The 22,779-nt window shown below is 71.6% G+C and carries 23 protein-coding genes; 7 read left to right on the top strand and 16 right to left on the bottom strand.

Annotated elements, in window-relative coordinates:
- Positions 1–26: 26 nt before the first annotated feature.
- From N4G70_RS27025 to N4G70_RS27015, 3 genes are all read right to left on the bottom strand, one after another.
- Positions 27–455 (bottom strand): STAS domain-containing protein, encoded by a 429-nt coding sequence (locus tag N4G70_RS27025; protein WP_261715330.1) that lies wholly within the window; start codon positions 453–455, stop codon positions 27–29.
- 496 nt (positions 456–951) lie between these two features.
- Positions 952–2,160: an NAD(P)/FAD-dependent oxidoreductase gene (locus N4G70_RS27020; RefSeq protein WP_261715329.1), complete on the bottom strand. Its 1,209-nt coding sequence runs from the start codon at positions 2,158–2,160 to the stop codon at positions 952–954.
- Positions 2,157–2,618: a hypothetical protein gene (locus N4G70_RS27015; protein ID WP_261715328.1), complete on the bottom strand. Its 462-nt coding sequence runs from the start codon at positions 2,616–2,618 to the stop codon at positions 2,157–2,159. Before N4G70_RS27015 ends, N4G70_RS27020 begins: the two co-directional genes overlap by 4 nt.
- A gap of 120 nt (positions 2,619–2,738) precedes the next feature.
- On the opposite strand from N4G70_RS27015, the gene N4G70_RS27010 reads away from it, so the two are divergent.
- A complete protein-coding gene (locus tag N4G70_RS27010) occupies positions 2,739–3,353 on the top strand; it encodes a PadR family transcriptional regulator (protein WP_261715327.1) in 615 nt (204 codons plus the stop codon).
- Between the two features lie 63 nt (positions 3,354–3,416).
- Here N4G70_RS27010 and N4G70_RS27005 read toward each other — a convergent pair whose 3' ends face one another.
- Positions 3,417–4,223 (bottom strand): maleate cis-trans isomerase, encoded by an 807-nt coding sequence (locus tag N4G70_RS27005; RefSeq protein ID WP_261715326.1) that lies wholly within the window; start codon positions 4,221–4,223, stop codon positions 3,417–3,419.
- 597 nt (positions 4,224–4,820) lie between these two features.
- On the opposite strand from N4G70_RS27005, the gene N4G70_RS27000 reads away from it, so the two are divergent.
- The gene (locus N4G70_RS27000) at positions 4,821–5,420 is read left to right on the top strand and encodes a sigma-70 family RNA polymerase sigma factor (protein ID WP_261715325.1); all 600 of its coding nucleotides are present in this window, start codon (positions 4,821–4,823) and stop codon (positions 5,418–5,420) included.
- Positions 5,417–7,084, top strand: coding sequence for an IclR family transcriptional regulator C-terminal domain-containing protein (locus N4G70_RS26995; RefSeq protein ID WP_261715324.1), 1,668 nt, complete (start codon positions 5,417–5,419; stop codon positions 7,082–7,084). The genes N4G70_RS27000 and N4G70_RS26995 overlap by 4 nt, the downstream gene beginning before the upstream one ends.
- Before the next feature lie 102 nt (positions 7,085–7,186).
- Here the strand turns inward: N4G70_RS26995 and N4G70_RS26990 are convergent, their stop codons facing one another.
- The 6 genes from N4G70_RS26990 to N4G70_RS26965 all read right to left on the bottom strand — a co-directional run bounded on the left by N4G70_RS26990 (position 7,187) and on the right by N4G70_RS26965 (position 11,281).
- Complete coding sequence (locus N4G70_RS26990; protein WP_261715323.1) at positions 7,187–7,654, bottom strand: hypothetical protein; 468 nt, start codon at positions 7,652–7,654, stop codon at positions 7,187–7,189.
- A 17-nt stretch (positions 7,655–7,671) separates the two neighbouring features.
- Positions 7,672–7,896: a hypothetical protein gene (locus tag N4G70_RS26985; RefSeq protein ID WP_261715322.1), complete on the bottom strand. Its 225-nt coding sequence runs from the start codon at positions 7,894–7,896 to the stop codon at positions 7,672–7,674.
- A gap of 155 nt (positions 7,897–8,051) precedes the next feature.
- Positions 8,052–8,783, bottom strand: coding sequence for a ferritin-like domain-containing protein (locus N4G70_RS26980; protein ID WP_261715321.1), 732 nt, complete (start codon positions 8,781–8,783; stop codon positions 8,052–8,054).
- 232 nt (positions 8,784–9,015) lie between these two features.
- Entirely contained in the window at positions 9,016–9,849 is an 834-nt protein-coding gene (locus tag N4G70_RS26975; RefSeq protein WP_261715320.1) for an SDR family NAD(P)-dependent oxidoreductase, read from the bottom strand.
- 84 nt (positions 9,850–9,933) lie between these two features.
- Complete coding sequence (locus tag N4G70_RS26970; protein WP_261715319.1) at positions 9,934–10,371, bottom strand: ATP-binding protein; 438 nt, start codon at positions 10,369–10,371, stop codon at positions 9,934–9,936.
- Positions 10,372–10,546: 175 nt separating this feature from the next.
- Positions 10,547–11,281, bottom strand: a complete 735-nt coding sequence (locus N4G70_RS26965) for an aldo/keto reductase (RefSeq protein WP_261715421.1) — start codon at positions 11,279–11,281, stop codon at positions 10,547–10,549.
- 156 nt (positions 11,282–11,437) lie between these two features.
- Between N4G70_RS26965 and N4G70_RS26960 the strand changes: the two genes are divergently transcribed.
- Positions 11,438–12,025 (top strand): TetR family transcriptional regulator, encoded by a 588-nt coding sequence (locus N4G70_RS26960; RefSeq protein ID WP_261715318.1) that lies wholly within the window; start codon positions 11,438–11,440, stop codon positions 12,023–12,025.
- 91 nt (positions 12,026–12,116) lie between these two features.
- Here N4G70_RS26960 and N4G70_RS26955 read toward each other — a convergent pair whose 3' ends face one another.
- A complete protein-coding gene (locus N4G70_RS26955; protein WP_261715317.1) occupies positions 12,117–14,492 on the bottom strand; it encodes an Orn/Lys/Arg decarboxylase N-terminal domain-containing protein in 2,376 nt (791 codons plus the stop codon).
- A gap of 217 nt (positions 14,493–14,709) precedes the next feature.
- Here N4G70_RS26955 and N4G70_RS26950 point away from each other — a divergent pair, with 217 nt between their 5' ends.
- Complete coding sequence (locus N4G70_RS26950; RefSeq protein ID WP_261715316.1) at positions 14,710–15,495, top strand: alpha/beta fold hydrolase; 786 nt, start codon at positions 14,710–14,712, stop codon at positions 15,493–15,495.
- 72 nt (positions 15,496–15,567) lie between these two features.
- Here the strand turns inward: N4G70_RS26950 and N4G70_RS26945 are convergent, their stop codons facing one another.
- Both N4G70_RS26945 and N4G70_RS26940 read right to left on the bottom strand, forming a co-directional pair.
- Complete coding sequence (locus N4G70_RS26945; protein WP_261715315.1) at positions 15,568–16,389, bottom strand: MerR family transcriptional regulator; 822 nt, start codon at positions 16,387–16,389, stop codon at positions 15,568–15,570.
- 105 nt (positions 16,390–16,494) lie between these two features.
- Positions 16,495–17,958: an aminotransferase class I/II-fold pyridoxal phosphate-dependent enzyme gene (locus tag N4G70_RS26940; RefSeq protein ID WP_261715314.1), complete on the bottom strand. Its 1,464-nt coding sequence runs from the start codon at positions 17,956–17,958 to the stop codon at positions 16,495–16,497.
- Positions 17,959–18,126: 168 nt separating this feature from the next.
- Between N4G70_RS26940 and N4G70_RS26935 the strand changes: the two genes are divergently transcribed.
- Positions 18,127–19,308, top strand: a complete 1,182-nt coding sequence (locus N4G70_RS26935; protein ID WP_261715313.1) for an amidohydrolase — start codon at positions 18,127–18,129, stop codon at positions 19,306–19,308.
- Positions 19,309–19,359: 51 nt separating this feature from the next.
- On the opposite strand, the gene N4G70_RS26930 is transcribed toward N4G70_RS26935, so the two are convergent.
- The 3 genes from N4G70_RS26930 to N4G70_RS26920 form a co-directional block, all read right to left on the bottom strand.
- Positions 19,360–20,601: an aromatic acid exporter family protein gene (locus N4G70_RS26930; protein WP_261715312.1), complete on the bottom strand. Its 1,242-nt coding sequence runs from the start codon at positions 20,599–20,601 to the stop codon at positions 19,360–19,362.
- Positions 20,602–20,708: 107 nt separating this feature from the next.
- Complete coding sequence (locus N4G70_RS26925) at positions 20,709–21,596, bottom strand: SDR family oxidoreductase (RefSeq protein WP_261715311.1); 888 nt, start codon at positions 21,594–21,596, stop codon at positions 20,709–20,711.
- A gap of 307 nt (positions 21,597–21,903) precedes the next feature.
- Positions 21,904–22,134: a DUF6479 family protein gene (locus tag N4G70_RS26920; protein WP_261715310.1), complete on the bottom strand. Its 231-nt coding sequence runs from the start codon at positions 22,132–22,134 to the stop codon at positions 21,904–21,906.
- 363 nt (positions 22,135–22,497) lie between these two features.
- On the opposite strand from N4G70_RS26920, the gene N4G70_RS26915 reads away from it, so the two are divergent.
- Positions 22,498–22,686: a DUF6381 family protein gene (locus N4G70_RS26915; protein ID WP_261715309.1), complete on the top strand. Its 189-nt coding sequence runs from the start codon at positions 22,498–22,500 to the stop codon at positions 22,684–22,686.
- Positions 22,687–22,779: the final 93 nt, after the last annotated feature.

Genomic DNA, 22,779 nt, shown 5'->3' with positions numbered 1-22,779 from the left:
ATCCTTGCTGGTGACGGACCGCACGATCATCTCAGAAGGTCCCGGGCCGGCACCGGCACGGCGGTCTCCGCCGTGGTGACGCGGTGGGTGGCGACCGCTCCGGAAGCCCAGCGGGCCTGGCCCAGGTCCGTGTCCTCGGTCTTCGCGGCGAAGAAGTCCTCGGCTCCGATCAGGGACAGCAACCGCCGCAACTGCGATCCGACGCCTTCCACCACGAGGTCCACGCCGTCCCCGAGAATGGTCAGCCGCGCCGTGAGGAGGGCTCCCAGTCCGGCACAGTCGCAGAACGAGACGTCGGTGAGGTCGAAGCAGAGCGTCGTGGGCCGCTCCGCCAGACAGTCCGCGACGGCGTTGTGGACCAAAGGGGCGGTATCGAGGTCGAGTTCACCGTTGAGCGTCACTCGGGCGACGCCCGCATGAACCACGGCATGTGACGTGAACGGGTAAACGGTCACAGCGTCCTTCACCTCCCGATTGCTCCCATGCGGCGCGATCTGCGCAGCGCGGTGTCTTGAGCCCGTCCCGCGGACGGGCCGCCGGCTGCCGCACCACTACTTCATAGCGCGAGCGCACCAGAGCGGGTCTAGTGAATCTGCACTAGAGGGGGAAGTCAACACGCGTCGGAGGCGTGGGCGACGCAGAGCGGCGCGTTCGAGCGGCGGGGGCGTCCGCTCTTGCCCGCGCGTTTCCCCAACCGCCGTCGGCGCCCCAGGAGTTGAGGCGCAGCGTGCCTGACCAGCCCGGGCGGCCCGCGAGCTTGGTCACAGGAACGCCACCCCGGGGCCCCGGGGGAGGGCGACTCGGCGCCTCGGGAGGGAGGGCACCGCGGTCCGGCGCCGCGCTCCAGTTCGGGGGGTGACGGATCTCCGGCCAGGCCGGGGACGAGAACGCGCCCCTCACCGATGAGGCTGACGCGCGCCTCTCGACGTACGCACGGGAACCGGCCCCTGGTCACGCCCCCGGGGTCGCCCTCGCGTCCCAGTTGATGTGGTGGTCGAACTGCCAGGCCGTCTTCTCCGGGTTGATCAGCTTCATGGCCACGGGCATCGCCAGGTCGCGCAGTACGCGGCCGACCGGGCCCGCCGTCTTGTTGCTGTTGGTGCGGGCGCCGAGCTTGATGATGCGTTCGACGCGCGGCCGGCGCAGTCGCTCGTACGTCGCGAAGGCCTGGTCGTAGGGCAGGTCCCGCAGACAGCGCGCCAGCTCGACGGCGCTTTCGGCGGCGATGGAGGCGCCCTGGCCCGAACTGGACGAGGCCGCGTGGGCGGCGTCGCCGATCAGGGCCGTACGGCCCCGGGTCCAGGTCGCCACCCTGGGCATGTTCTCCATCGGTCCGGTGATGAGGAGCTGATCGACGTCGGTCCGGCCGATCATCTCCAGGGCGGGCGTGCGGTCGTCGGCGAAGGCGCTCAGCAGGGTGCGCATCCACTCCTCGGCCCCGATCACCTGGGCTTCGGCGACCGTCATCGGGCTGCTGCGGGGCAGGTTGACGAACCAGACCGCCGAGGAGTCGTCGAAGATCTGGTAGCCGAAGAAGGCGCGCTTGCCGAAGCACATGTACATGACCCCTTCGGTGGAGGCCATCCCCGAGTGGTGCATCCGCGCACCGAAGCAGACCAGGCCGGCGTAGTGCGGCTCGGGTGCGGCCGGGTCGATCAGGGAGCGGGTGGTGGAACGGATGCCGTCGGCGCCGATGAGGATGTCGGCGCTCGCCTGTGTACCGTCCGCGAAGTGCGCGGTGACGGCGGAGCCGTCGTCCGTCGTGCGGGTCAGCCGCTTGCCGTGGTGGAGGGGGACGGAGCGGCGGGCCGTCTCGTCGTAGAGCGCGCGGTAGAGGTCGGCGCGCCAGACGAACCGCTGGACCGGGAGGCGGGAGGGCGGGGCGAATCGGGCGAGGTGCTTGCCCGTCCAGCTCCGTAGCCCCATGGCGGTGACCGGCGTGCCGATGGTGCGCACGATGTGGCCGGCACCGATCGCGTCGAGGGCGTCCTGGCCGTTCGGGGCGATGGTCATGCCGCCGCCCACCCCGTCGGCCGTGGAGTCGTACGCCTCGTACACGGCGGCTTCGATGCCGGCCCGGCGCAGGGCCATCGCGGCGACCGGTCCCGCGATTCCGCCGCCGATGACGAGCGCGGTGCGGGCTTTGCCGTTACGGGTCATGACCGGCACGTCCCAGCGGGGTCGGCGACCGTCGGCACGCCGCCCGTCTTGTGGGCGCGGCGTACGTCCTGGACGTACGCGCGGGAGAACATCGCGGACAGGAGGGCGATGCCGCCCCGGTGGACGCGTATCTCGCTGTTGGCCGCGGAGCCGGTCAGATGGACGCGGCGGGCGGGCGGCACGTCCGGGGTGGGCGTGGAGCCCGCGTCCTTGATCCTGCCGCGGGCGGTCCACTTCAGGTTCCAGTGGTCGATGGCGGTGCGGTCGTCGACGAGGAGCTTCACCAGGGCCCGGTCCATGTCGAGGTGGATCTCGATGTCGTCGGGGAGGCCGGGGGAACGGAGGTCGAGGACGGCGGCGCCGTGGCGGGCCTTGACCTCGAAGCGTCCGGCCTCCGTCCAGTTGCCCAGGCGCTTGATGAGCCCGTGGTCGGAGTGGATGCGTTCGGTGAGGGACATCTGGGTGGTCCTTTCGGATGGCGGGCGCCGCTTGGGTGGATGCTGCCGCGCCGACCCACTAATAGTTGTACTGAAACTAGTCTCACGTCAACTAGTCGTTCCGAGGCTAGGATGGGGTCCATGACGACCTCCGCTCCTCGCAGCTCTCCGCTGGCTCTGACCGTTCTGGCGCTGCTGCACTACAAGCCGCTGCACCCGTACGGCATTCAGCGGCTGGTCAAGGACTGGGGCAAGGAGCAGGTCGTCAACGTCAAACAGCGCGCGAGCCTGTACCGCACGATCGAGCGGCTCAGCGGCGACGGGCTGATCGCGGTCCGCGAGACAGGGCGCGATCAGCAGTACCCCGAGCGGACCGTCTACGAGGTGACCGACGCGGGGCGCGCGACGGCGCGGGCCTGGCTGGAGGAGATGCTCGCCTCGCCGAAGCCGGAGTTCCCCGAGTTCCCGGCCGCTCTCTCGAATCTGCTGCTGCTCATGCCGGAGGAGATCGCGGACGTCCTGAAGCGGCGGGCCGACGCCCTGGCGGAGCGGCTCGACGGGCTGGAGGCGGCCGTGGCCTCGGAGGAGAAGCAGGGCCTGCCGCGCATCACGCGCCTGGAGACCGAGTATCTGCGGGCCGTCACGGCGGCGGAGCTGGAGTGGGTGCGCGGGGTCGTCGGGGATCTGCGAGGGGGCAGGCTCACGTGGTCGAGGGACCAGTTGGACGCCTTCGCGGCGGAACCGGCGCAGCAGTGAGCCCGCCTCGGGAGCGCGAGGAGCCTTTCGGGGCATCGCGCCCTCGACAGGTACCGCCCGCCCTCAGCGGGCCGAGGCGGCTCTCTCCCGCGGCGGGGGCTCGGGGAGCGAGAAGAGCCGTCCGTAACCCGTGATGTCGTCGGTGAACGTACCGGCCGCGCGCAGCATCGCCCACAACAGGACCTGATTGGGCGTCAACACCGGTCGTTCCAGGCGCAGTTCGAGCCGTTCGATCACGCCGACCGCGCGCAACCCGTTGCCGCCCAGCACCACGGCGTCGGCACGCTCCGGCACATGCGCGCTTACCCACTCGTACAAGTCGGCGGGCCGAACCAGGGTCTGCCCGCTGGGCAGCGAGCAGGGAGCCGAGAAGGGAACCTCGAAGCCCGCGTCCTGGTAGTAGCGCCGCCCCAGCTCGTTCAACTCCGTGTCGAACCAGGGCGGATCGACGAGCGCCGGGCGCGACGCCCCAATCACGCGCAGAGCCTCCACCATGGCGGCGCAGGTGGCGACCACCGGGACACCCCCCGCCCGGGTGCACAGACGGTCCAGCATCGCCGCCTCGGCCGCGGCGCCGAGGACGTAGGCCGAGCTGGTGAAGGCGAAGCCCATCGCGTCCAGCGGTGCGGCGGCGAGCCGCTCGGCTGCCTCGTCCACGAACGGCGGCTCGGCGAACGCCCGCACCGGCGCCAGCGGAATCGTCGGGTCCATCCCGCCTCCCGACCGCATCGCGCCGAACGGCACCCGCGCGGTGTGCAGGCCGACGTCGGAGGGGGCCATCGCGCGGAGCTCGGACTCCGGCCCCACGTCCGCGTGCGGAGTGAGCACCCCGAGCCTGACCCGTACGTCCCAGCCGTCGTTCCGCCACATCCTGCACACTCCCTCGCGGGCCTCCCGGGGGCGGGCGCCCCCGCCATGATGTGAGCCCGAGGGCGCGCGACCACGCAGTGACACGCGAGCCGATCGCAGCGGGGCTTCCTCGCCGCACCTCCAGCCACCCGGCGCACCGGACGCGGACGGTGTGTCGGGTGCGGCCGAAGGCCACCGGAGTCCGGTCAGGGGTGGGCGGCTTCGGTCGTGGGATTGGTCAATTCCAGTGGTTTGTGGTCCCCGAGGGAGATCTGGGGTGGGCCGGACGTCAGGGGGTACGAGGGCGCCTTCCGCGTCCGCCTCTAGCAAACGGAGATCCACTCTCATGACGCGGTTCTTGGACTGGCTCGGAGCTGTGACGGCCGCTGTCGGCGCGGTGCACGCGCTGGTCGTCCTGTTACACGCGTGCCGGGACGGGCGACGTGCCCGGGCCGGGACAACACCGGTCGCCCCGCTCCCACCGGCCGCTCTGTGCGGTTGCCCGCCCGCGGTGGCGATAGTCCACGTCGAGACCGCACCCGATCACACCGTCGCCGTCATGGTCCATCTCGCGCCGACCACGGGCGGCGCGCGGCCATGGGTGGAAGAGCGCAGTCCGTGGTAGGCGGTGAGGCGCGTGAGGCGGCGGCGGAGGCGGGGCCGGCATCGGGTCTGGGACGCCAACTCCAGGATCTGTACGACCTGTTCATGGACCGCGAGCCGCCGGTGCTGCGGAGGCTGTCCAATCGGCAGCTTTCCCTGGAGGCCTGCCGGGACTGTGTCGACGAGGCGTTCATGCGGGTTCTGAGCAAGGCTGCGAGGGGCGACCTGGACGAGGGAGTGAAACTGGCGGCCTATGTGCGCAGGACCGCACGGAATCTGGCCCTGGACAGCCTGCGGGCGGACCGCCGCCTCGACCTGATGAACGGCGCGGACCTCGAAGCCTCGCTGTCCGTGCTGCCGGAGGCGGAGGAGGTCGACGTCCTCAACGACCTGGTGATTCCCGCGATCGAGGCGATGCCGGTGAGCGAACGCCGGCATGTGGCCCATCTCCAGAGCCAGGGGCTCACCGACATCGAGATCGCGGCCGCGCTCGGCGTCGGAGCCGCCCGTGTGCACCGGGAGCGCTACAACGCGGTCCTCGATCTGCGCAGGGCGCTGGCCGAGTTCATCCGGCACAGACATCAGAAGAAGCCCCACGTGAGGAAGGAAAGGTGACGGATGTGAGCCGCTTCAACGAGGACAACAGCGGCCGCCCGGCTCCGCAGGATCATGCGCAACTGCTCGCACTCATGGGCCGGTTGGCCGGAGCGCCGGACCACTGGGACCGGCCCGACGGTGACTTCGGCCCGCTCTCCCACACCTACCGCCTCGACCGGGAGGCCCGGGCGCAGGCGAACTCCCTGTTCCGCCTCGGGTCCAAGGCGTTGGCCCGCGACGAGCTGAGCACCGCCGCGGACTGGCTCGGCCAGGCGGCGTCCGCCGGGCACCCCGGCGCGCTGTTCCGGCTGGCCGTGGCCGCGCTGCGGGCCGGTGAGGACTGGGCACAGGAAGCCACCTTCCTCATCGCCGAGGCCGCCCGGCACGGCCACGGGGACGCCCGCCGGCTGCTCGCCGGCACGGCCCGCCGCCCACCCGACGCCGGGCCCGTACGGGTCGAGGATCCGACGTTCTTCGACGAGGTGCGCGAGCGTCTCGGTGTTCCCGAGGGCGCCCTGCTGCCCCCGGCCGTTGTCCCGGCCCACCTCTGCGACTCCGAGGCGGGGACCGCGATGGGCCGCCCCCACCTCGTCCTCATCCCTCCCCCCCTGCTGCCCGACGGCGGCGGAGCGCCGCTCCCGCTGTACGTCGAGCCCGAGGACGGCGGGGCCCGGCCGCATCTGGCGGCGCTCCGCGGCGGTCTGGACACCGGGATCGCCCAGCCGCTGCCCGGGTTCACACCCGACATCGTCGCCGCGGTGGCCGCGGCGGGGGCCGCGCCCGATCCCGGCGGCGAGGAGCCCTGCTGGTCGGTCAACGCCCTGCGGCCGGCGATCCTGAACGACATCGCCCGCAACCAGCCCGCTCCGGCGGCCTCGTCCCCCAGGACCCAGGCCGCCCAACGCGCCCGGGACCTTCTCCAGCACGTCTGCGCCGCCGACGGTGTCACCACCCGCACCCTGGCCCGGCGTGGCCGCATGTCCCTGGCCGCCACCGCCTGGCTGCTGCACTGGCTGCGCGAGCAGCACCTGGTCGAGACCGTCGCGGGTGTCCACTTCGCCGGGCCCGTCATGAAGATGGCGACCCGGCCCGACCAGCACGGTGTGTTACTGGAACAGACACTGGCCGGTCTACGGGACCGGATCGGCGCCGCCGTCTACCTCAGCACCTACACCGACGGCGAGGTGCAGGTCCTCACATCCGCGCACAGCCCGGACGCACCGGCCGTCGAGGAGTGGGTCGCCTTCCGCGACACCGCGCATGCCAGCGCCGTCGGCAAGAGCCTGCTCGCCCAGCTCGACTTCGGCTCGCGCATGGATCACCTCGCCCGCTATCCCTCGATCCAGCTCACCGAGCGCACCATCACCGACCCCCGCGCCCTCCTGGACTCCCTCGACGGACACGGCCCCCACGCGGCCCAGTTCGATCTTCTGGAGTACTCCTGCCGCGAGGTCTGCGTCGCCTACTCGCTCGGCCTGCCGGGCCGGGCCTCCTGCGTCGCCCTCTCCCTCCCCGTGCGGCAATACCCCCGACTCCTCGACGCCGCACGAGAGTTGAGCGAACGCACCACCGGCCTTCTCCTCGCCCATCTCCTCACCGACGACGCGCCGTCCCCGCGCCCCAACTCGCCGACAGACCACGCCACTTGGGCCGCGACCGGCCGGGCCAGCGCCCTCCCGTGACCGTGCTGACCACGCGCACGGCTGCCCCACGAGCGAGGGCAGGCCGCCGATGCCCGCCGCCCGGAGGGGGCGGCGGGCTCGACGGCGAACGGGCCGGGTGCCTCACTCGGCGGCGGCGATCCAGCTCTCCAACTGCTCGACGGTCGTGGCGGGATCGGCGACCAGTACGGCGAGACGGTCGTCGGTGGAGTTGAGCGTGGACAGGGCGGGACAGCGGTGGCAGGCGTCCACGCCCGTCTGATTCCACCACTTGCAGTGCGGACGGAGGTGGCACCGCGGCACGGCACCCGTGTCGCGCGACGACGGCAGCGTCTGGATGCGCTGGATCAGACCGCAGTCGTCGCCCACCCGGTTGGCGCAGGCGGAGGTGCAGTGCGAGGCGAACCGGAGGATCCGGTGGGGTGCGATGCCTTCGGGGATGCTCGACAGCACGTCCGCCGCGGGCACCGGCTCGTCCAGATAGACGACCTGGCCGTTGTCCCCCGATCTGACGCCCAGGACGACGGATTCCGGACGGTGGGCGTCTCCGCTCGGGCACCAGTTGATGGGATCTTCACCATGACGGTCCACGGTGCTCCTCCGCGGCGTCAGGCGGACGTGGCGTCTGCGCCGTCGGGAGTGGACAGGACGAGACCGAGGATGGGCCCGCCGGTGGTTCCGAGCTGCTGCTCGGCGACGACAGCCTTCTGGATGTGCGCCGAAAGGTTCTGGGCGTCGGTTCTCTCCGCCGCGTTGGCCACGCCGCCGGCGGCGGCGAGGAGCCCACTGAGGAGCGCGGCCGTGGCGGCCGCTGCCCGGAGGTTGGGGTTCATGATGTCCTTTCTTGACACTGTCGTCTCGACTGACAAGGGCGACCGTATGCGCCAACTCCCTTACGGGGAAGATGATGTGATGCGTACTTATTTTCGTCGAAGCAGGGATGAAAGATTCGCATCGACCGTATGGCCGTCGGCGCCGCAGTCGCCCCTCAGGGTGTGCCGGCCCACTCGTCCGGGCGGGGCGCCAGCACCGCGCGGACCACGGACTTCGACGAGGCCATGATGTCGGCCAGGAATCGGCGGCGACCGACTCCGAGCCGGCGCAGACCCGGGCCGTGGTCGGCGGCCACGATCGCGGACACCGCGAGCAGCAGCACTCGCCACAGAGCCATGGCCGGGCGTCGTACCGCGGTGGGCAGTTCGGCCAGGGAGGCGTGCAGTCGCTCGCAGTGGAACGGGACGTGCCGCTGCTCGTCGGACAGGATGCGCGCCGCCACATCGGCGGTGAGGGGGTCGTCGGTGCCGTCGCGCAGGGCACGGTAATAACGCAGTGCCACCACCTCCGCGATCATGAGCACCAGCAGTTCCGTACGCAGACCCATCAGGCGCCTCAGCCGTACGAAGACCGTGTCGCTCCAGTGCCCGGCGAGCGTCGGCACTCCCCCGGCGGCCAGCAGCCGGGCGAGCAGCCGGGCGTGGTTCTGTTCCTCGGCGATGAAGAGCCGCACCGCGTCCGCGTAGTCGGGGTCACCGGCCTGATCGGCCTTCTTGGAGAGGTTCGCGCCGTCACCGTCCTCGCCGACCTGGAAACGCTGAATGCCGGCCCACACACTCGGATGCAGCGTCGCGCCGAGCGCCCAGTCCGCGTCCCCTTCAGCATGTCTGCGCTCGCGCTCGTCCTCGAACCGCCGTGTCCACTTGGCGAATTCCCCCGTACGCATGCGACCTCCCCTTTGCCGGAACACAACGGCTGTGCCCAGGAGAGGGGGAGACGCCCACGGCCGCCAAATCGTTCCCCTTGCCGACCGGTCCGCCCTGCCGGAGCAACACCCGCCGTCCCGTCCGGCTACGGATATTGCTCTACGGGGCCGCCGCGCCGGAGGCGTGACGCCAAAGGCATCCGAGCCTCCTGCGCCCGCCGACGCAGGAGGCTTCGCCATGGGGCCGGCTGCCTCAAGTACGCAGATACGAAGCCCCGTTGAGGTCGAGGACCGTACCCGAGGCCCACTCGGCGCCCGGCGAGGCCAGCCACAGCACGGCCGCCGCGATCTCGTCCGCCGATGCCACGCGCCCGAACGGACTCTGGGCCCGGATCGCCTCGCCCTCGGCCCCGCTCAGCCGGTGCGCGACCCGCTCGGTCTCGAAGAACCCGGGGGCGACGGAGGCCACACCGATTCCGTACGGGGCCAGGTGCACGGCGAGGGACTGGCCCAGCGCGTGCACCGCCGCCTTCGTCGCCCCGTACGCCGGGTGGTCGGGCTCGCCCCGGAAGGCCCCGCGCGAACCGACGTTGACGATCCGGCCCCCGCCACCCTGCTCGATCATGCGGCGAGCCGCGAGGTGGCTGAGGTTGGCCGTCGCGAGGAGGTTCACGGACACGTGGCTGTGCCACGTCGTCGCCCAGTCCTCGTACGAGGTGGTGGCGAGCGGGTGCGGAAGGTTGACGGCGGCGTTGTTGACGAGCACGTCGAGCCCGCCGATTCCTTCGGACGCGGCTTGCGCGACGGCCTGGGCCCCGGCCGGGGTGGAGAGGTCGCCTCCGGCGAGCACATGTCCCGTACCGGCGAGAGAGGCGAGGGTTTCCTCGGCCTCCTCACGGCGCGAGCCGAAGTGGACTGCTACCAGGTCGCCGTTGGCGGCGAAGGCCTGGGCGAGCGCACGGCCGAGCCCGCGCGAGGCCCCGCTGACGAGGACACGCCGACCGGTGGGCGGGAAGGCGCGCGCGGGGCCGGACGGTTCGGTGAAGGGCGAGGGGTCGGCGGAGGGTGAAGGCGCTGGAGAAGTCATGTGGATCATGATGCCTCCGCACTCCGACTCCCGCGTCGGCGCTCCCCGTTGCCGCACCAGGGGGCCGCGCCTCGGGTCCCTTCGTCATCCGGACCCGATCACCTCCGTGGTGGCAGGCATGGGTGGCTGGAAGCAGGCGGTGACGTTCTTTCCCCGGGGGCAGGGATAGGCGTGCCATTCGTCGGAGAGGGCGTCGATGAGCATCAGGCCGCGCCCGCCCAGCGCCCCGTCGTCCGGATCGCGCTGCTCGGGCAGCCGGGGTGAAGAGTCGTGCACCGTGACGTGCAGGCACTCCTCGTCCCAGGTGAGGATCAGTTGTGCCGCGCTGCGGGCGTGCACATGGGCGTTGGTGACCAGCTCGGACACGGTCAGCAACACGTCGTCCATGACCTCCGGCGTCTTCTGGGCCCAGTCGAGCGTCGCCAGATGCTCACGCGTCCAGTCCCTCGCCTCCTTCACGCCGCTGTTCAGCGGCAGGGAGCGTGCCCATCCCACGGCTTTCAGCGATGAGTCCTTCGCCACGGTCTCTCCTTAGGTCGTGCGTCGTGCGCCTTGCGTCGGCCGGGTCTCTGTCCCGTCTACCCCGAAAGGCGGCCGAAACGGCGCCGGCGACGACTCCCGGCCGCCGGGCCCAACGGCGCCTCGCCGAACCGGGAGTCGGGCACCCGTGGCAGGGCCTCCCGAGGGAGCGGGGCGGTCAGCCGTTGAGCGTGGACATGAGCTCGGGCGCGTAGCGGTCACCGGCGGCGATGCCCTGCGGGGCGACGGCCTCGATGGCCGCGAGGTCCTCGTCGGTGATGACGATGTCCGTGGCGGCGAGGTTCTCCTCCAGGTAGCGGCGGCGCTTGGTGCCGGGGATCGGGACGGCTCCCTGGTGCATGACCCACGCGAGCGCGAGCTGGGAGGCGGTGACTTTCTTGGCGGCCGCGAGTCGGCCGACCTCGCGGACGACGTCCAGGTTGCGCTCGAAGTTGAGGCCCTGGAAGCGCGGATCGGTGCGCCGGAAGTCGTCCGGGGCGAAGTCCTCGGGGCTGGTGATCGCGCCCGAAAGGAAGCCCCGGCCCAGCGGGGAGTAGGCGACGAGGCCGATGCCCAGTTCGTCCAGGGTGTCGGCGACACCGTCGGTCTCGATACCCCGCTCGAAGAGCGAGTACTCCGTCTGGACGGCCGTGACGGCATGGACCGCGTGGGCGCGGCGGACGGTGTCGGGCGCCACCTCGCTCAGCCCGATGGCGCCGGCCTTGCCTTCCGCGACGAGCTCGCCCATGGCCCCGACCGTCTCCTCGATCGGCACCTGCGGGTCGACGCGGTGCAGGTAGTAGAGGTCGACGCGGTCCGTGCGCAGATGGCGCAGCGAGCGCTCCAGGGAGTGGCGGATGTAATCGGGCCGGCCGTTGTGGCCGCGCGGCTCGCCCTCGTCGGTGAACTCGATGCCGGTCTTGGTACCGGCCGAGAGCTATGGCCCCTTCCGCAACGAGCAGCTCCTCGGAAAGGCCCTGGCCGGCCGCCGGGACCGGGTCGTCCTGGCCCCTTGCGGATCTCCATGGCCGAAGTCAATAACCGGTTAGTTACCTGTACGGTGTGGGCCATGGCAGGAGACTCGAACGCGACCAGGACACGGCTGCTCGGCGCCGCCTTCCACGAGTTCGCCGAGCACGGCCTGGCCGGTGCCCGTGTGGATCGCATCGCGGCCGCGGCCGGCGCCAACAAGCGGCTGATCTATGTGTACTTCGGCAACAAGGAGCAGCTCTTCGACCGGGTGATCGAACACTGCGTGGCCGAGGGAACCGAGGCGGTGCCCTTCGACGTCGACGACCTCCCGCGGTACGCCGGCGCCCTCTTCGACCACCTCGTGGCGCGCCCCGACCTGATGCGGCTGCTCACCTGGAAGCAGTTGGAGCGGCCGGGAGAGGTCCACCCGGACACGGCGGCCTCCTGGCAGGGCAAGCTGGACGTCCTGTCGGCGGCGCAGCGGCGAGGGCATGTCGAACCCGCCCTCGACCCCGCCGACATCCTGAATCTGACGCTCGCCCTGGCCCAGGCCTGGTTCACGGCCGCCGGCGACATGGCGCGCATCTCGTCGCCCTCCGCCGCCGCGCCGTCGGAGGGCCGGTCCCGGCAGCGGGCCGCGGTCGTCGAGACCGTCCGCCGGATGACGACACCGCAGGACCGCTAGAGCTCCCGGCGAAGGCATCGGGGCGTGGCGGACGGACCGGGTCCGGGCCCACGCCGAAGCCGGGCGCCCAGGCCCGGGACCCGGGCCCGCTTCAGCCGGAGAGCGGGGCGTCCTGCCGTACGCACTCGATGAGGTAGTCGCCGCTCTCGGGGTCGATGACCACGCCGTGCGCTTCGCTGTGGAAGCCGGGGAAGGCGCGGTCGAACGCCTCCAGGGCGCCGAGGTAGCGCAGCACCGGTCCGTCGGGTGCCCCGAGCGCTTCTCCGGGCATCAGCACGGGGATTCCGGGCGGAGTGACGGTGACCATGGCAGCCGCCACCCTTCCCGCGGCTTTGCTGAGGGGCAGGCGTTCGGTTCCGCCGCGGATGAGCTGCTGGTAGCAGTGCCGGGGTGGCACGACGGGCTCGGGCAGGTCCTGGAAGGCGGAGTCGAGGGCGTCGATGAGGTCGGCGCGGGTGAGGTGTTCGTGCATGTCCTGGCACAGGGCGCTCAGGGTGGTGCCGGAGTAGCGCCGCGGGTGGCGCTCGGTCAGTTGGGGCAGCACCTGATGCAGCGGGGTCTCGGCGTCGTAGAGGGCCTTGAAGTCCATCAGGGCGTCCATCAAGGTGCCCCACTTGCCCTTGGTGATGCCCATGGAGAAGAGGATGAGCGTGGTGTAGGTGTCGGTCTTCTCAACGACGATGCCCCGCTCGGCGAGGTAGGCGGTGAGGACGCGGGCGGGGATCCCCCACGGTTGGCTCTCGCCCGCGGCCGTGACGCCGGGGCAGGTCAGCGTCACCTTGATGGGGTCGAGCATGCACTGGCCCCGGCTCAGGCCGGCGAACCCGTGCCAGTCGGCCTCGGGGTCGAGCTCCCAGCAGGCCGGTTCGCCGGCCAGCAGTTCTGGGGCCGCGTCGGCGAAGGGCACACGGGAGCCGGTGGCCGGGTCCGTGATGTGCTCGGGCTGCCAGACGCCGAAGAACCATCCCGGTCGGTCGCCCGCGGCCGCGATGCGGCGCCCGGTGCGTACGACGGTCTGCCGGAACCGGATGGCTTCGGTGACGGCCTCGTTGATCAGCCACTCCCCCTGCGCGCCGTCCATCATCGCCGCCGCCACGTCGAGCGAGGCGATGGCGGGGTACAGCGGCGAGGTGGTGCCGTGCATCATGAACGCCTCGTTGAAGCGGTCGTGTTCGACGGGTGCGCGCGGCGAGGACTTCACATGCACCATGGCCGACTGCGAGAGGGCGGCCAGCAGTTTGTGGGTGGACTGGGTGGAGAAGACCGTGGGTCGCTCCGCCTCCGGGAAGGTGTCCGCGTCCACGGCCATGCCGTAGCGCCCCGCGTACAGCGGGTGGAACCGCGCGTAGGCGAACCACGCCTCGTCGAAGTGCAGACGGGGTGTGCTGGGCGAGAGGGCTCTCGCGGTCTGCACGGTGTCGTAACACAGGCCGTCGTACGTCGAGTTGGTGATCACCGCGTACTGCGCCTGAGGAGAGGCCGCTCCCGGGGTCAGGGGGTGGGCCGCGATCCTGTCCGCCACCGCCCCGGGAGCGGTTTCACGGGCGGGAAGCGGGCCTGCGAGGCCGTAGCCGTTGCGGGTGGGGACCAGGTAGACGGGCCGGGCGCCGGAGATCACGAGGCCGTGCAGAACCGACTTGTGGCAGTTGCGGTCCACGAGGGCGATCTCGTCCGTGGTGACGCAGTAGTGGCCGACCATGCGGTCCGCGGTCGAGTCGCCGTGCAGGACGAAGTAGGTGCGGTCGGATCCGAAGATCCGGGCGGCGTTCGTCTCCGCGTCTCCGATGGGCCCGTTGTGCTCGAAGAGGGAGCCCAGCTCGCCCACCGAGATGGACAGGTCGGAGCGGAACAGCCGCTCCCCGTAGTAGTCGAAGAAGGCCCGGCCCACCGGGGACTTCAAGAACGCGACCCCGCCCGAGTGCGCGGGCGTGTGCCAGGAGTATTCATGGGCGTCGTCGAAGCGCCGCAGGGCTTTGAAGAACGGCGGCAGGATCGCGTCGCCGTAGGCGCGTGCCGCTCGGGCGACGCGGCCCGCGATGAACGAAGGGGTGTCCTCCAGCGGCCAGACGTAGCCGACCGCCGTCTCGGCCACCCACAGCGGCAGCCGGTCCAGTCCGTGGTCGGCGTCCTCGGCCATCACCACGAAGACCGGGAGGTCCTTGAACCGGCGGGAGATCTGCCGCAGCACCGCCGCACCTCCCGGCTCCGTATCCCCGCCACCCCCGGCCTTGGCGTCGCCGTCGCCATAGGGGCGGCCCGGCTCGGACGGCAACTCCCACGCGACCATGGCCGCGCTCAAGCCCGGTTCGGTGCGCAGCGCCGCACACGCGCTCTCGGCGGTCCTCGCCCAGCGCACCTCCAGGCCCGCCTCCTCCAACCCCTTGCCGATGCGCGCCAGTTGCTCGGTCCCGACTCCCCCGCCCAGTGGGTCCTCGCGCAGGGCGAGCAGAACGCTGCCGTTTCCCATGACCACCATCTCCATCCGCTTGCACCGAACACCGTCAGGCAGCAAGCATCGTGAAGTAGGGCGAACGAGAGGTGGGAGGCCGCGTAAACCACCCGCATGAGTACAGGCAGCGGTCGCGTTGCGGCTCGCGCCCGCCCTGACGGGAACGCGCCCACAGCCACCGTCGGGAACGTAAAAGGACTGTCCTCTTCGGCACTTGACCTGCGAACATCGCCGCATGCTGACTCTTGCCGACGACCTCGGCCACCTTTCCTACACAGTCACCGGCGACGGTTCCCCCGTCGTACTCCTGCACGCCGGTGTGGCCGACCACCACATGTGGGACGCGGTCGCGCCCGCGCTCGCTGAACGGCACACGGTCATCTGCTACGACCTGCGCGGCTTCGGCGCGTCCGCGCCGCCGACCGGCCCGTTCAGCGAGGTCGAGGATCTGCGCCGCCTGCTGGACCATCTCGGCCACGAACGCGTGCAGCTCGTCGGCGCGTCCTGGGGCGGCCGCGTCGCCGTCGATTTCACGCTCACCCACCCGGACCACGTACGGTCCCTGACCGTGCTGGCCCCGCCGTGGCCGGGGTACGACTGGTCCGCGGAGATGATCACGTACGACGAGGCCGAGACCGAGGCCTTGGCGGCGGGAGACCTGGACACCGCGGTGGGCGTCAACCTGGACATGTGGCTGCGTGGGCCGAACCGCGACTGGGACGATGTCGCCCCTGAACTGGCGGACCGACTGCGGGGCCCGGTCAGGACGTCCCTGGTGAACCAGGACGCGCTCGCGGAACACTCCCGGGGCGGTTCGGACGGCGACATCGCCGCCATCACCGTTCCCACCCTGGTGGGGATCGGGCGCCTCGATGTCGCCGACTTCCAGGACATCGCCCGCCGGTACGCCGCCCGGATACCCGCCGCCACAGTGGTGGAGTTCCCTGACGCGGCGCACCTCATCGCCGTGGACGCGCCCACGGAACTCCTCGCGGCACTCCGGGCGTTCCTCCTCAATTGACATACAGATGTGGGGAGTTGGCGGCTGGGGACGCACCCTGAGGGCCCCGACGGCCGGGGCCCTCGCGGGCGGTCAGGCTCTGCTCAGAGGTGTCTGGAGTTCCGTCACCCAGTCGTCGCGGTTCTCCGGGCACTCCAGGTTGACCTCGCGCGGGTAACCGGTCGGCACATGGCCGTTGGCGTCGATCCAGCGGGCCAGAGCCTGAGCCGCGGGCAGCACCGTGTCCATCGAGCCCCGGTGCACGATGGTCGCCGCCCGGTCCAGGGACGGCAGGTCGAGGACGCGTACGGGGTCGTCTTGGAGGGGAGCCGAGACCTGGACCGCGGCGTGGATGATGATCCTGCCCGCGCCCTCCGGATCGTCCTCGTAGTAGGCGATACCGGGGCCCGTGGGTGTGATGCCCGCGGTGTTCAGACGTCGGAACAGCTCCTCGTAGAGCGGTCCGATGACCGGGCTGATGTCCTCGGGCTCGTAACTCGCGGCGGTCGCGATCAGTTCCGCCACCCGGACGGTGGGGACGTTCTTGATGACGACGTCGTTCTCGGGCATGCGCCCCTCGCTCTCGATCGCTCGGAGCCTCGCCTCGACCTGCACGAGCCGTGCGCCCGCGGCAGCCACCGCGGCCTCCAGTTCGGCCCGCCGCAGCCGCAGCATGCCGCGCAGTTCCTCCGCGCCGACCTTGTCGTCGACGATGTCGCGGACCTGCTGGAGGGTGAACCCCAGCTCCTTGAGCGCGATGACCCGGTTGAGGCGGGCGAGCTGGGCGGCGCTGTAGTGGCGATAGCCGCTGGCGGGGTCGACATGGGCCGGGCGCAGCAGTCCCGTCGCGTCGTAGTGGCGCAACATCCGGACCGATACGCGGCCGTGCCGGGCGAAGTCTCCAATGGTGAACATGATGTCTCCGAGCTGACCGCCTGACACGGTGTGAGGGTCAAGAAGGTACTCACCCCCGAGTCGCCACCGCGCCCCCGGGGGTGAAGGAGACCCCGCCCGTTCACCTCACTGCCGGGCCACCACCCGCAGCGTCTTGACCGACGGGTCGGCCGCGTCGGGGATCAGGACGCCGTGCTCGACGCCGCTGCGCAGATAGTCGAGGACCGCCTCGGTGATGACCTCGCCCGGGGCGACGGCGGGTACACCCGGCGGGTAGGGGCTGATCGTCTCCGCCGAGACGCGTCCGGCGGCGCGCTCGGCGGGCACGTGCTCCACGGGGGCGAAGAACGCGTCGCGGGGCAGCATCGCCTGCTCCAGTTCCAGGTCCGAAGGGGCGGGCCGGTGGACCGGGCTCTGCTTCTCCAGGGAGTCGGCGTTGTCGACCAGCGCGGTCAGCGCGTCCAGCAGGATCTTCTCCGTCTCGTCGTTGTCGGCATGGGTGATGGAGGCGCTGATGCGACCACTGTCGGAGCCGCCGACGTCCACATGCCGGTGCGTGCGCAGCCACTCCGCCGCCTGCATGCCGGTGATGCCGAGTCCGCGTACGTCGATGACGAGCTTGAGCGGGTCGAAGGAGGCGGCGAAACCCTCCTCGACCACCTCCTGGCCCATCGGCCGCAGGCCCGGCAGATCGTCCAGGGCCGACCGGACGCGCAGCGCCCGTCGCAGTGCGCCGTCCAGGAGCTCGTGGCCCTGTTCCACCATCTGGCGGCGCCAGCCGTCGAGGGTCGCGTACACCAGCGAGGAGGCGCTGGTCGTGCCGAGGAGGTCCTCCCGCTGCTTGAGCACCTCGGGCGACACCCGGTCGTACTGGAGGTGGAAGACCGAACTCTGCTCGATCGCGCCACCCATCTTGTGGACGCTGGTGACCACCAGGTCGGCCTCGGCGTTCATGCCCCACGGAGGCAGCGCGGAGTGGAAGGGGAGGTGGGCGCCCCATGCCTCGTCCACGATCAGAGGGACGTCGAACTCGTGGCACACCCGGGCCACGCCCGTCACGTCCGCGCAGGTGCCCCACTCGGTGGGCGTGATCAGCAACATGCCCTTGGCGTCCGGGTGTTGCTCAAGGCGGCGGCGTACGTCGTCGGGCTCCGGTGGGTGCGCCAGATGGCGCTCGCCGTCGAACTTCGGGTGCACCCAGATCGGCCGCACTCCGTTGACGATGACGGCCGCGATGACGGACTTGTGGGCGTTGCGCGACAGCAGCAGCTTCTCACCGGGTCCCGCGACGGAGAGCATGGCGGTCTTCACCGAGAGGGAACTGCCGCAGGTGGAGAAGAACGCGTGCTCGGCCCCCACCGCGTCGGCCATCAGCTCCTGCGCCTGGCTGAGCACGCCCTGGGACTGCCGGCGGTCGTCGAGTCCGTTGAGGGCGAGGACGTCCGAACGGAACACATCGAGTCCGACGATGTCGGCCACCCGGGGATCGACGCCTCGGCCCTGCTTGTGCCCCGGTGGGCCGTACGCCACGTCCCCGCGACGCCGGAACTCCTGGAGCGCCTCCAGTACAGGCACCCGCGAGTGATCCATTCGTACCTCCCAGCACGGTTGCGGCCCGGACGGCGGCCCTGCCGTCATGGTCGTCGTGTTGCACGGGTGCCGCAATCGAAACCGGTAGGTGTCGTGTTGCCCGGAGAGTGGCACCCGCAGGGGTACACGTGCGGCGGGGTGTCGCGCGCCGGATGCAGAGGAGGCAGAGTGACCCGCACTGTCGAGGCCGATGTCCATGCCAAGCTCCGTGCGGAGGTGGCGGAGCGTGCGGACGCGCTGTGGCAGGTCGCCGTGGGGCTGCACGGCGACCCCGAGTACGCCTTCGCCGAGCACCGGGCGGCCGCCAGGCTCTCGGGCGAACTGGAGAAGGCCGGTTTCGTGGTGGAGCGCGGCGTCGCCGACCTGCCCACCGCTTTCACCGCCCGCTCCGGTCGCGGGCGCCCCGCGGTGGCCCTGCCGCTGGAGTACGACGCTCTGCCCGGCCTCGGTCATGCCTGCGGACACAACCTCATCGCGGCCGCGGGCCTCGGCGCGGCCCTCGCGCTCCGCGCCGTCCTTGGCGAGTCGGCCGGATGTGTGCTGGCCGTCGGCACCCCCGCCGAGGAGGGCGGGGGCGGAAAGGTCCTGGAGGCGGAGGCCGGGGTGTTCGACGACGTCGACGCGGCGCTGATGTTCCACCCCGGCGTGTACAGCTGGACGCGGGCGCCGCTGACCGCCCAGGTGCAGTACCGCGTGGCCTTCCACGGCCGGGCCGCGCACCCGACCGGCAATCCGACCGAGGGCATCGACGCGCTCGCGGCCCTGATCGAGTTGTTCAACGTGCTCGGCGCGCTCGGCCGGCGGCTGCCGACGGCCTCCCACATCCAGGGCATCATCACCCAGGGCGGCACCGCCACCAACATCGTTCCGGAGTACGCGCAGGGCCTCTTCGGCCTCCGTGCCGCCACGACCTCGGCCCTCGACGACCTGGTCGGGCAGGTGCGGGCCGCGGCGGAAGGCGTCGCCCTCGCCACCGGCACCAAGGCGGAGGTGGAGCGCGCCACTCTGCGCTACGACCACTTCCGCGACAGCACGGTACTGTCCGAGCGGTTCGCCGAGCACCTGTCGCGGGAGGGGATCGAGCTGACACCGCCCGAGCCCGGCGTCTTCCTCGGCTCCTCCGACATCGGCAACGTCAGCACACGCGTGCCCGCCATCCATCCCTTTGTCGCGATCATGGACGACGGTTCCGACCACACCCCGGAGTTCGCCTCGGCGGCCGCCTCGCCGCGCGCCCGTGCCGTGGTGGTCGCGGCGGCCGGAGCACTGGCCTGCACGGGCGCCGACGTGCTCCTGAGGACCGAACTGCGTGACGAGGCGTGGGCACGCCACCGTAGGGACGGTTCCTGACCTCCTCAAGACTCCTGGTCCTGCGGAGCCCCAGCCCTGGACCCGTCGGGCCTATCCCCCGGACCCGTCGGCCTCCTGCCGGTCCGCCTCGTCCGCCTCGTCCGCGTCGTCAGGGCCCTGTCCCGCGATCGCCGAGAGGTCGGCGAGGAGGCGGATCGTGTCCGCGGTGACGGCGGCCAGGGCGTCCTGGGAGGCGTCGCCGCGCTCGCGGAACAGCGAGGTCAGTTCGTCCTGTGCGGCGTACGCCCTGCGCAGTGCCTCGCGGCGGGCGCGGCTTCGCCGACGCGCCTCGTCCGTGTCGTCATCGGCCGGATCGGAGCCCCCCAGCGGGTCGTCCAGCTCGCACAAGTCCCCTGCCGCGCCCAGGAGTTCGGCCAGGATGCGCGGCGCGGGAACCGGCAGGACGGTCCGCCCGGACCGGTCCTGGCCGGCCTCCGCCAACGTGCGGGTGATCGCCTCGGCGTGCTGGGTGATCCGGTCCCAGGCGAAGTCCCAGTCGGCCGCCGGAGGTTCTGGAGCCGAACGGCGCAGCCGGTGGCCCGGGTTGAAGCGGTAGCTCTCCTCCGACCAGCGGCGGGCCGTGCGCAGGTCGGTGACGCGGTCGGTGAGCCGCCGCGCCCGGTCGTGCCAGGCCTGCGCGTCGTCACGGGAGTACGTACCGTCGCCGAGCCCGTCTGCCACGGCGTGCAGCAGCGCGGCACTCTCCTCGGGCAGCCGTCCGCGGAGGTGGCGCACGCTGCGCGAGTGGACCGGAGGCAGCACCAGGGCGTTGACCGCGAGCCCGATGACCGCACCGAGGAGCGTCTCCAGGAACCGGTGGATGATGTCGAACCCCGAGTACGTGCCGTAGACCAGCACGAACAGGGCGGCGGTCGGCGCGTTGAGTCCCTGGGTGCCGAAGCGGGCGTACGAGCCGAAGAGCATCGTCACCGGGAGTGCGATGACCATGGCCAGCATGGTGTCCCCGGTCAGCAGGCCGGCGCCCGCCGCCAGGAGGGTGCCCATGACTACGACGACGAACTGTTGCAGCGCGGATTTGAGCGACCGGTAGACCGTGCTCTGCACCAGGAATATCGCCGTCCAGGGCGCCAGCATCGCCATCGGCGCCTTCCACCACCAGCCCGCCAGCGCCCAGGCGATGAGCGCGGCCGCGGCGGCCTTCAGCGCCTGGACGGCGGTGTCCCGCTCGGGCCCGGGGCCGCTCAGCGCACGCCGCGCCGAGCGCGCCACGGCCGCGCACTCCCAGGTCGCCCACTGCCCCCACTGCTGTGGGGCCCGGCCCAGATTCTTCAACGTCCCATCCCGTGGTCGCACCCTGCGCTCACGCGGCTCGCGGAACGGCGCCCCGCCGCTCTGCCCGCGTTGCTCCCTCTCCGCAACTCCCGCCCCACGAGCCCGGTTTACGGGAGCGGCGAGCCGCCGGTCGCGTTCATCACCTCGGCGGTGATGAAACTGGCGTGCTCGGAGGCGAGGAAGACATAGGCCGGCGCCATCTCGGCGGGCTGCGCGGGGCGCCCCAGCGGGGCCTGCTTGCCGAACTCGGCGGTGTCCGGCAGCGTCGCCGGAATGAGCGGGGTCCACACCGGCCCGGGCGCCACGGCGTTCACCCGGATCCCGCGTTCGGCCAGCATCTGAGCCAGCCCCTTGGTGAAGGTGACGATCGCGCCCTTGGTCATGGCGTAGTCGAGCAGATGGGGGCTGGGCTGGTAGGCCTGGACCGAGGTGGTGTTGATGACGGAGCCGCCCGCCGGGATGTGCGGCACAGCCATCTTGGTCAGCCAGAACATGCCGTACAGATTGGTGTGCAGCACCCGGTCGAACTGCTCGGTGGTGATGGCCTCGATGCCGTCGGACTGGGCCATCTGGTAGGCCGCGTTGTTGACCAGCACGTCGATGCGCCCGAACTCGGCGACCGCCCGGTCGATCAGGTCCCGGCACTGCCGCTCCTCGCGGATGTCGCAGGTCACCGCGATGGCGCGCCGTCCCGCCTCCTCCACCAGACGCACGGTCTCGCGGGCGTCCTCTTCCTCCTCCGGCAGGTACGTGAAGAGGACGTCGGCACCCTCGCGGGCGTAGGCGAGGGCGACGGCCCGCCCGATGCCGGAGTCGCCGCCGGTCAGGACCGCCTTGCGGTCGGTGAGCAGACCGCTGCCCCGGTACGTCTGCTCACCGTGGTCCGGCGGGGGGTCCATCGGGCCGGTCCATCCGGGGTGCTGCTGGTCCTGCTGGGGCAGGTCGGGCCGGGGGTGCTTGTCGGTCGGGTCCTGCCGACGGGCCGGGTCGGTCATGGGTCGCGCCTTTCCTGAGGACGTGCGAGGGATCGGGGTGGCGTCGCCGTACCGGAGCTGACGGATCTGGCCCGCAGCACGGTCGGGGCCGGTGCACGGTCGGGGCCGGAGCGCGGTCGGGGCCGGAGCACGGTCACGTCTGCGGCCGGGCTCGGTGCGCTCGGGCGCGCCCGTCGTGAACCGGCGTTCTCTCGGCACCCCGGAACCCCTCGTCGGATTCGGTGGTGACACGTCCCAGGTACCCCGAAGAGCGCAGATATGCGCCCCCTTTGTGTGGCGATCGGGCCCGCCCTCGATCGAGGTTCGGCTATCGGCGATCGTTGTGGTCGTCGGGGCCGGGGGACGACGGAGGGGTGTCCCAGGAATCGGCGCCCGGCTGCGGCGCGGACGGGGGCGGGGGCTTGCGGGCGGCTCGGCGGCGGCCGGTCCAGAACATCGCCAGGAGCCCGGCCACCACCACCAGTCCCACGATGACCAGGAGCAGTGCCGTGGCAGGCCCCGCGGCGACGACCTGCGAAGCGGGATGAGCGATCACCATGTGCTCGAACTCCTCTGGATGGCTGACGGGGCCGCGCCGAATCCCGCGCGGCGGGTACCGGATGACATGGTTCTGCTACCCGAATATCCCCAGACATCTCGGTCGCCTGCTCCAAAGGGACGACCCCGGCGCCCCCTGCGCAGGGCCCGCACTCCGGGGGTGGGCGGATGCGCCTGACGGCCGGCCCCTTCCTGGGTCCCCGAGCCCTCCGCGCATGGCCGTACCCCGGATGCCCCCGGTCACGGCATCGCACAAGCTGTCAGCGACGAGGCGGCGTCCGCCGCTGTCGTCGGACGGCACGGAAGCGCGGTCCTGGGCACCGCCCACGGCTGCGGCGATCCAGCACAGTACCCAGGAGTGGCCATGAGTGTGGGAGACGAATACCGCAGCCGGGCCCGGGAGTTGGAGACCCGGGCACGGGAGTGGAAGGAGGCGGCCGAGCGGGCGACCGACCCGGAACAGCGCAGGCGTCTGGCGGACAAGGCGCGCCGCGCCCAGGACCAGAGCGAGCAGGCGGGGCGCATGGCCGGCCAAGGTCTGGACCCGGTGTAGCCACCCGGCCCCACCGCGCCGGCCGGGCTCGCGATCGTGACCCGCCCGGCCCGCGCCGGGACGAGGCCCGCCGCCCGGTCCTGCCGTATGACT

It is taken from the genome of Streptomyces sp. ASQP_92 (assembly GCF_025399895.1).
In the GTDB taxonomy this organism is placed as follows: Bacteria; Actinomycetota; Actinomycetes; order Streptomycetales; family Streptomycetaceae; genus Streptomyces.
Note: the sequence above shows the minus strand (reverse complement) of the source record. Positions and strands in the feature narration are given on the sequence as shown.

Bases quoted from the DNA above. Each gene is read 5' to 3' on its own strand.
- N4G70_RS27020 (WP_261715329.1), bottom strand. From the start codon at position 2,160: ATGACCCGTAACGGCAAAGCCCGCACCGCGCTCGTCATCGGCGGCGGA.
- N4G70_RS27015 (WP_261715328.1), bottom strand. From the start codon at position 2,618: ATGTCCCTCACCGAACGCATCCACTCCGACCACGGGCTCATCAAGCGC.
- N4G70_RS27010 (WP_261715327.1), top strand. From the start codon at position 2,739: ATGACGACCTCCGCTCCTCGCAGCTCTCCGCTGGCTCTGACCGTTCTG.
- N4G70_RS27005 (WP_261715326.1), bottom strand. From the start codon at position 4,223: ATGTGGCGGAACGACGGCTGGGACGTACGGGTCAGGCTCGGGGTGCTC.
- N4G70_RS26985 (WP_261715322.1), bottom strand. From the start codon at position 7,896: ATGAACCCCAACCTCCGGGCAGCGGCCGCCACGGCCGCGCTCCTCAGT.
- N4G70_RS26980 (WP_261715321.1), bottom strand. From the start codon at position 8,783: ATGCGTACGGGGGAATTCGCCAAGTGGACACGGCGGTTCGAGGACGAG.
- N4G70_RS26975 (WP_261715320.1), bottom strand. From the start codon at position 9,849: ATGACTTCTCCAGCGCCTTCACCCTCCGCCGACCCCTCGCCCTTCACC.
- N4G70_RS26960 (WP_261715318.1), top strand. From the start codon at position 11,438: ATGGCAGGAGACTCGAACGCGACCAGGACACGGCTGCTCGGCGCCGCC.
- N4G70_RS26955 (WP_261715317.1), bottom strand. From the start codon at position 14,492: ATGGGAAACGGCAGCGTTCTGCTCGCCCTGCGCGAGGACCCACTGGGC.
- N4G70_RS26950 (WP_261715316.1), top strand. From the start codon at position 14,710: ATGCTGACTCTTGCCGACGACCTCGGCCACCTTTCCTACACAGTCACC.
- N4G70_RS26945 (WP_261715315.1), bottom strand. From the start codon at position 16,389: ATGTTCACCATTGGAGACTTCGCCCGGCACGGCCGCGTATCGGTCCGG.
- N4G70_RS26940 (WP_261715314.1), bottom strand. From the start codon at position 17,958: ATGGATCACTCGCGGGTGCCTGTACTGGAGGCGCTCCAGGAGTTCCGG.
- N4G70_RS26925 (WP_261715311.1), bottom strand. From the start codon at position 21,596: ATGACCGACCCGGCCCGTCGGCAGGACCCGACCGACAAGCACCCCCGG.
- N4G70_RS26920 (WP_261715310.1), bottom strand. From the start codon at position 22,134: ATGGTGATCGCTCATCCCGCTTCGCAGGTCGTCGCCGCGGGGCCTGCC.
- N4G70_RS26915 (WP_261715309.1), top strand. From the start codon at position 22,498: ATGAGTGTGGGAGACGAATACCGCAGCCGGGCCCGGGAGTTGGAGACC.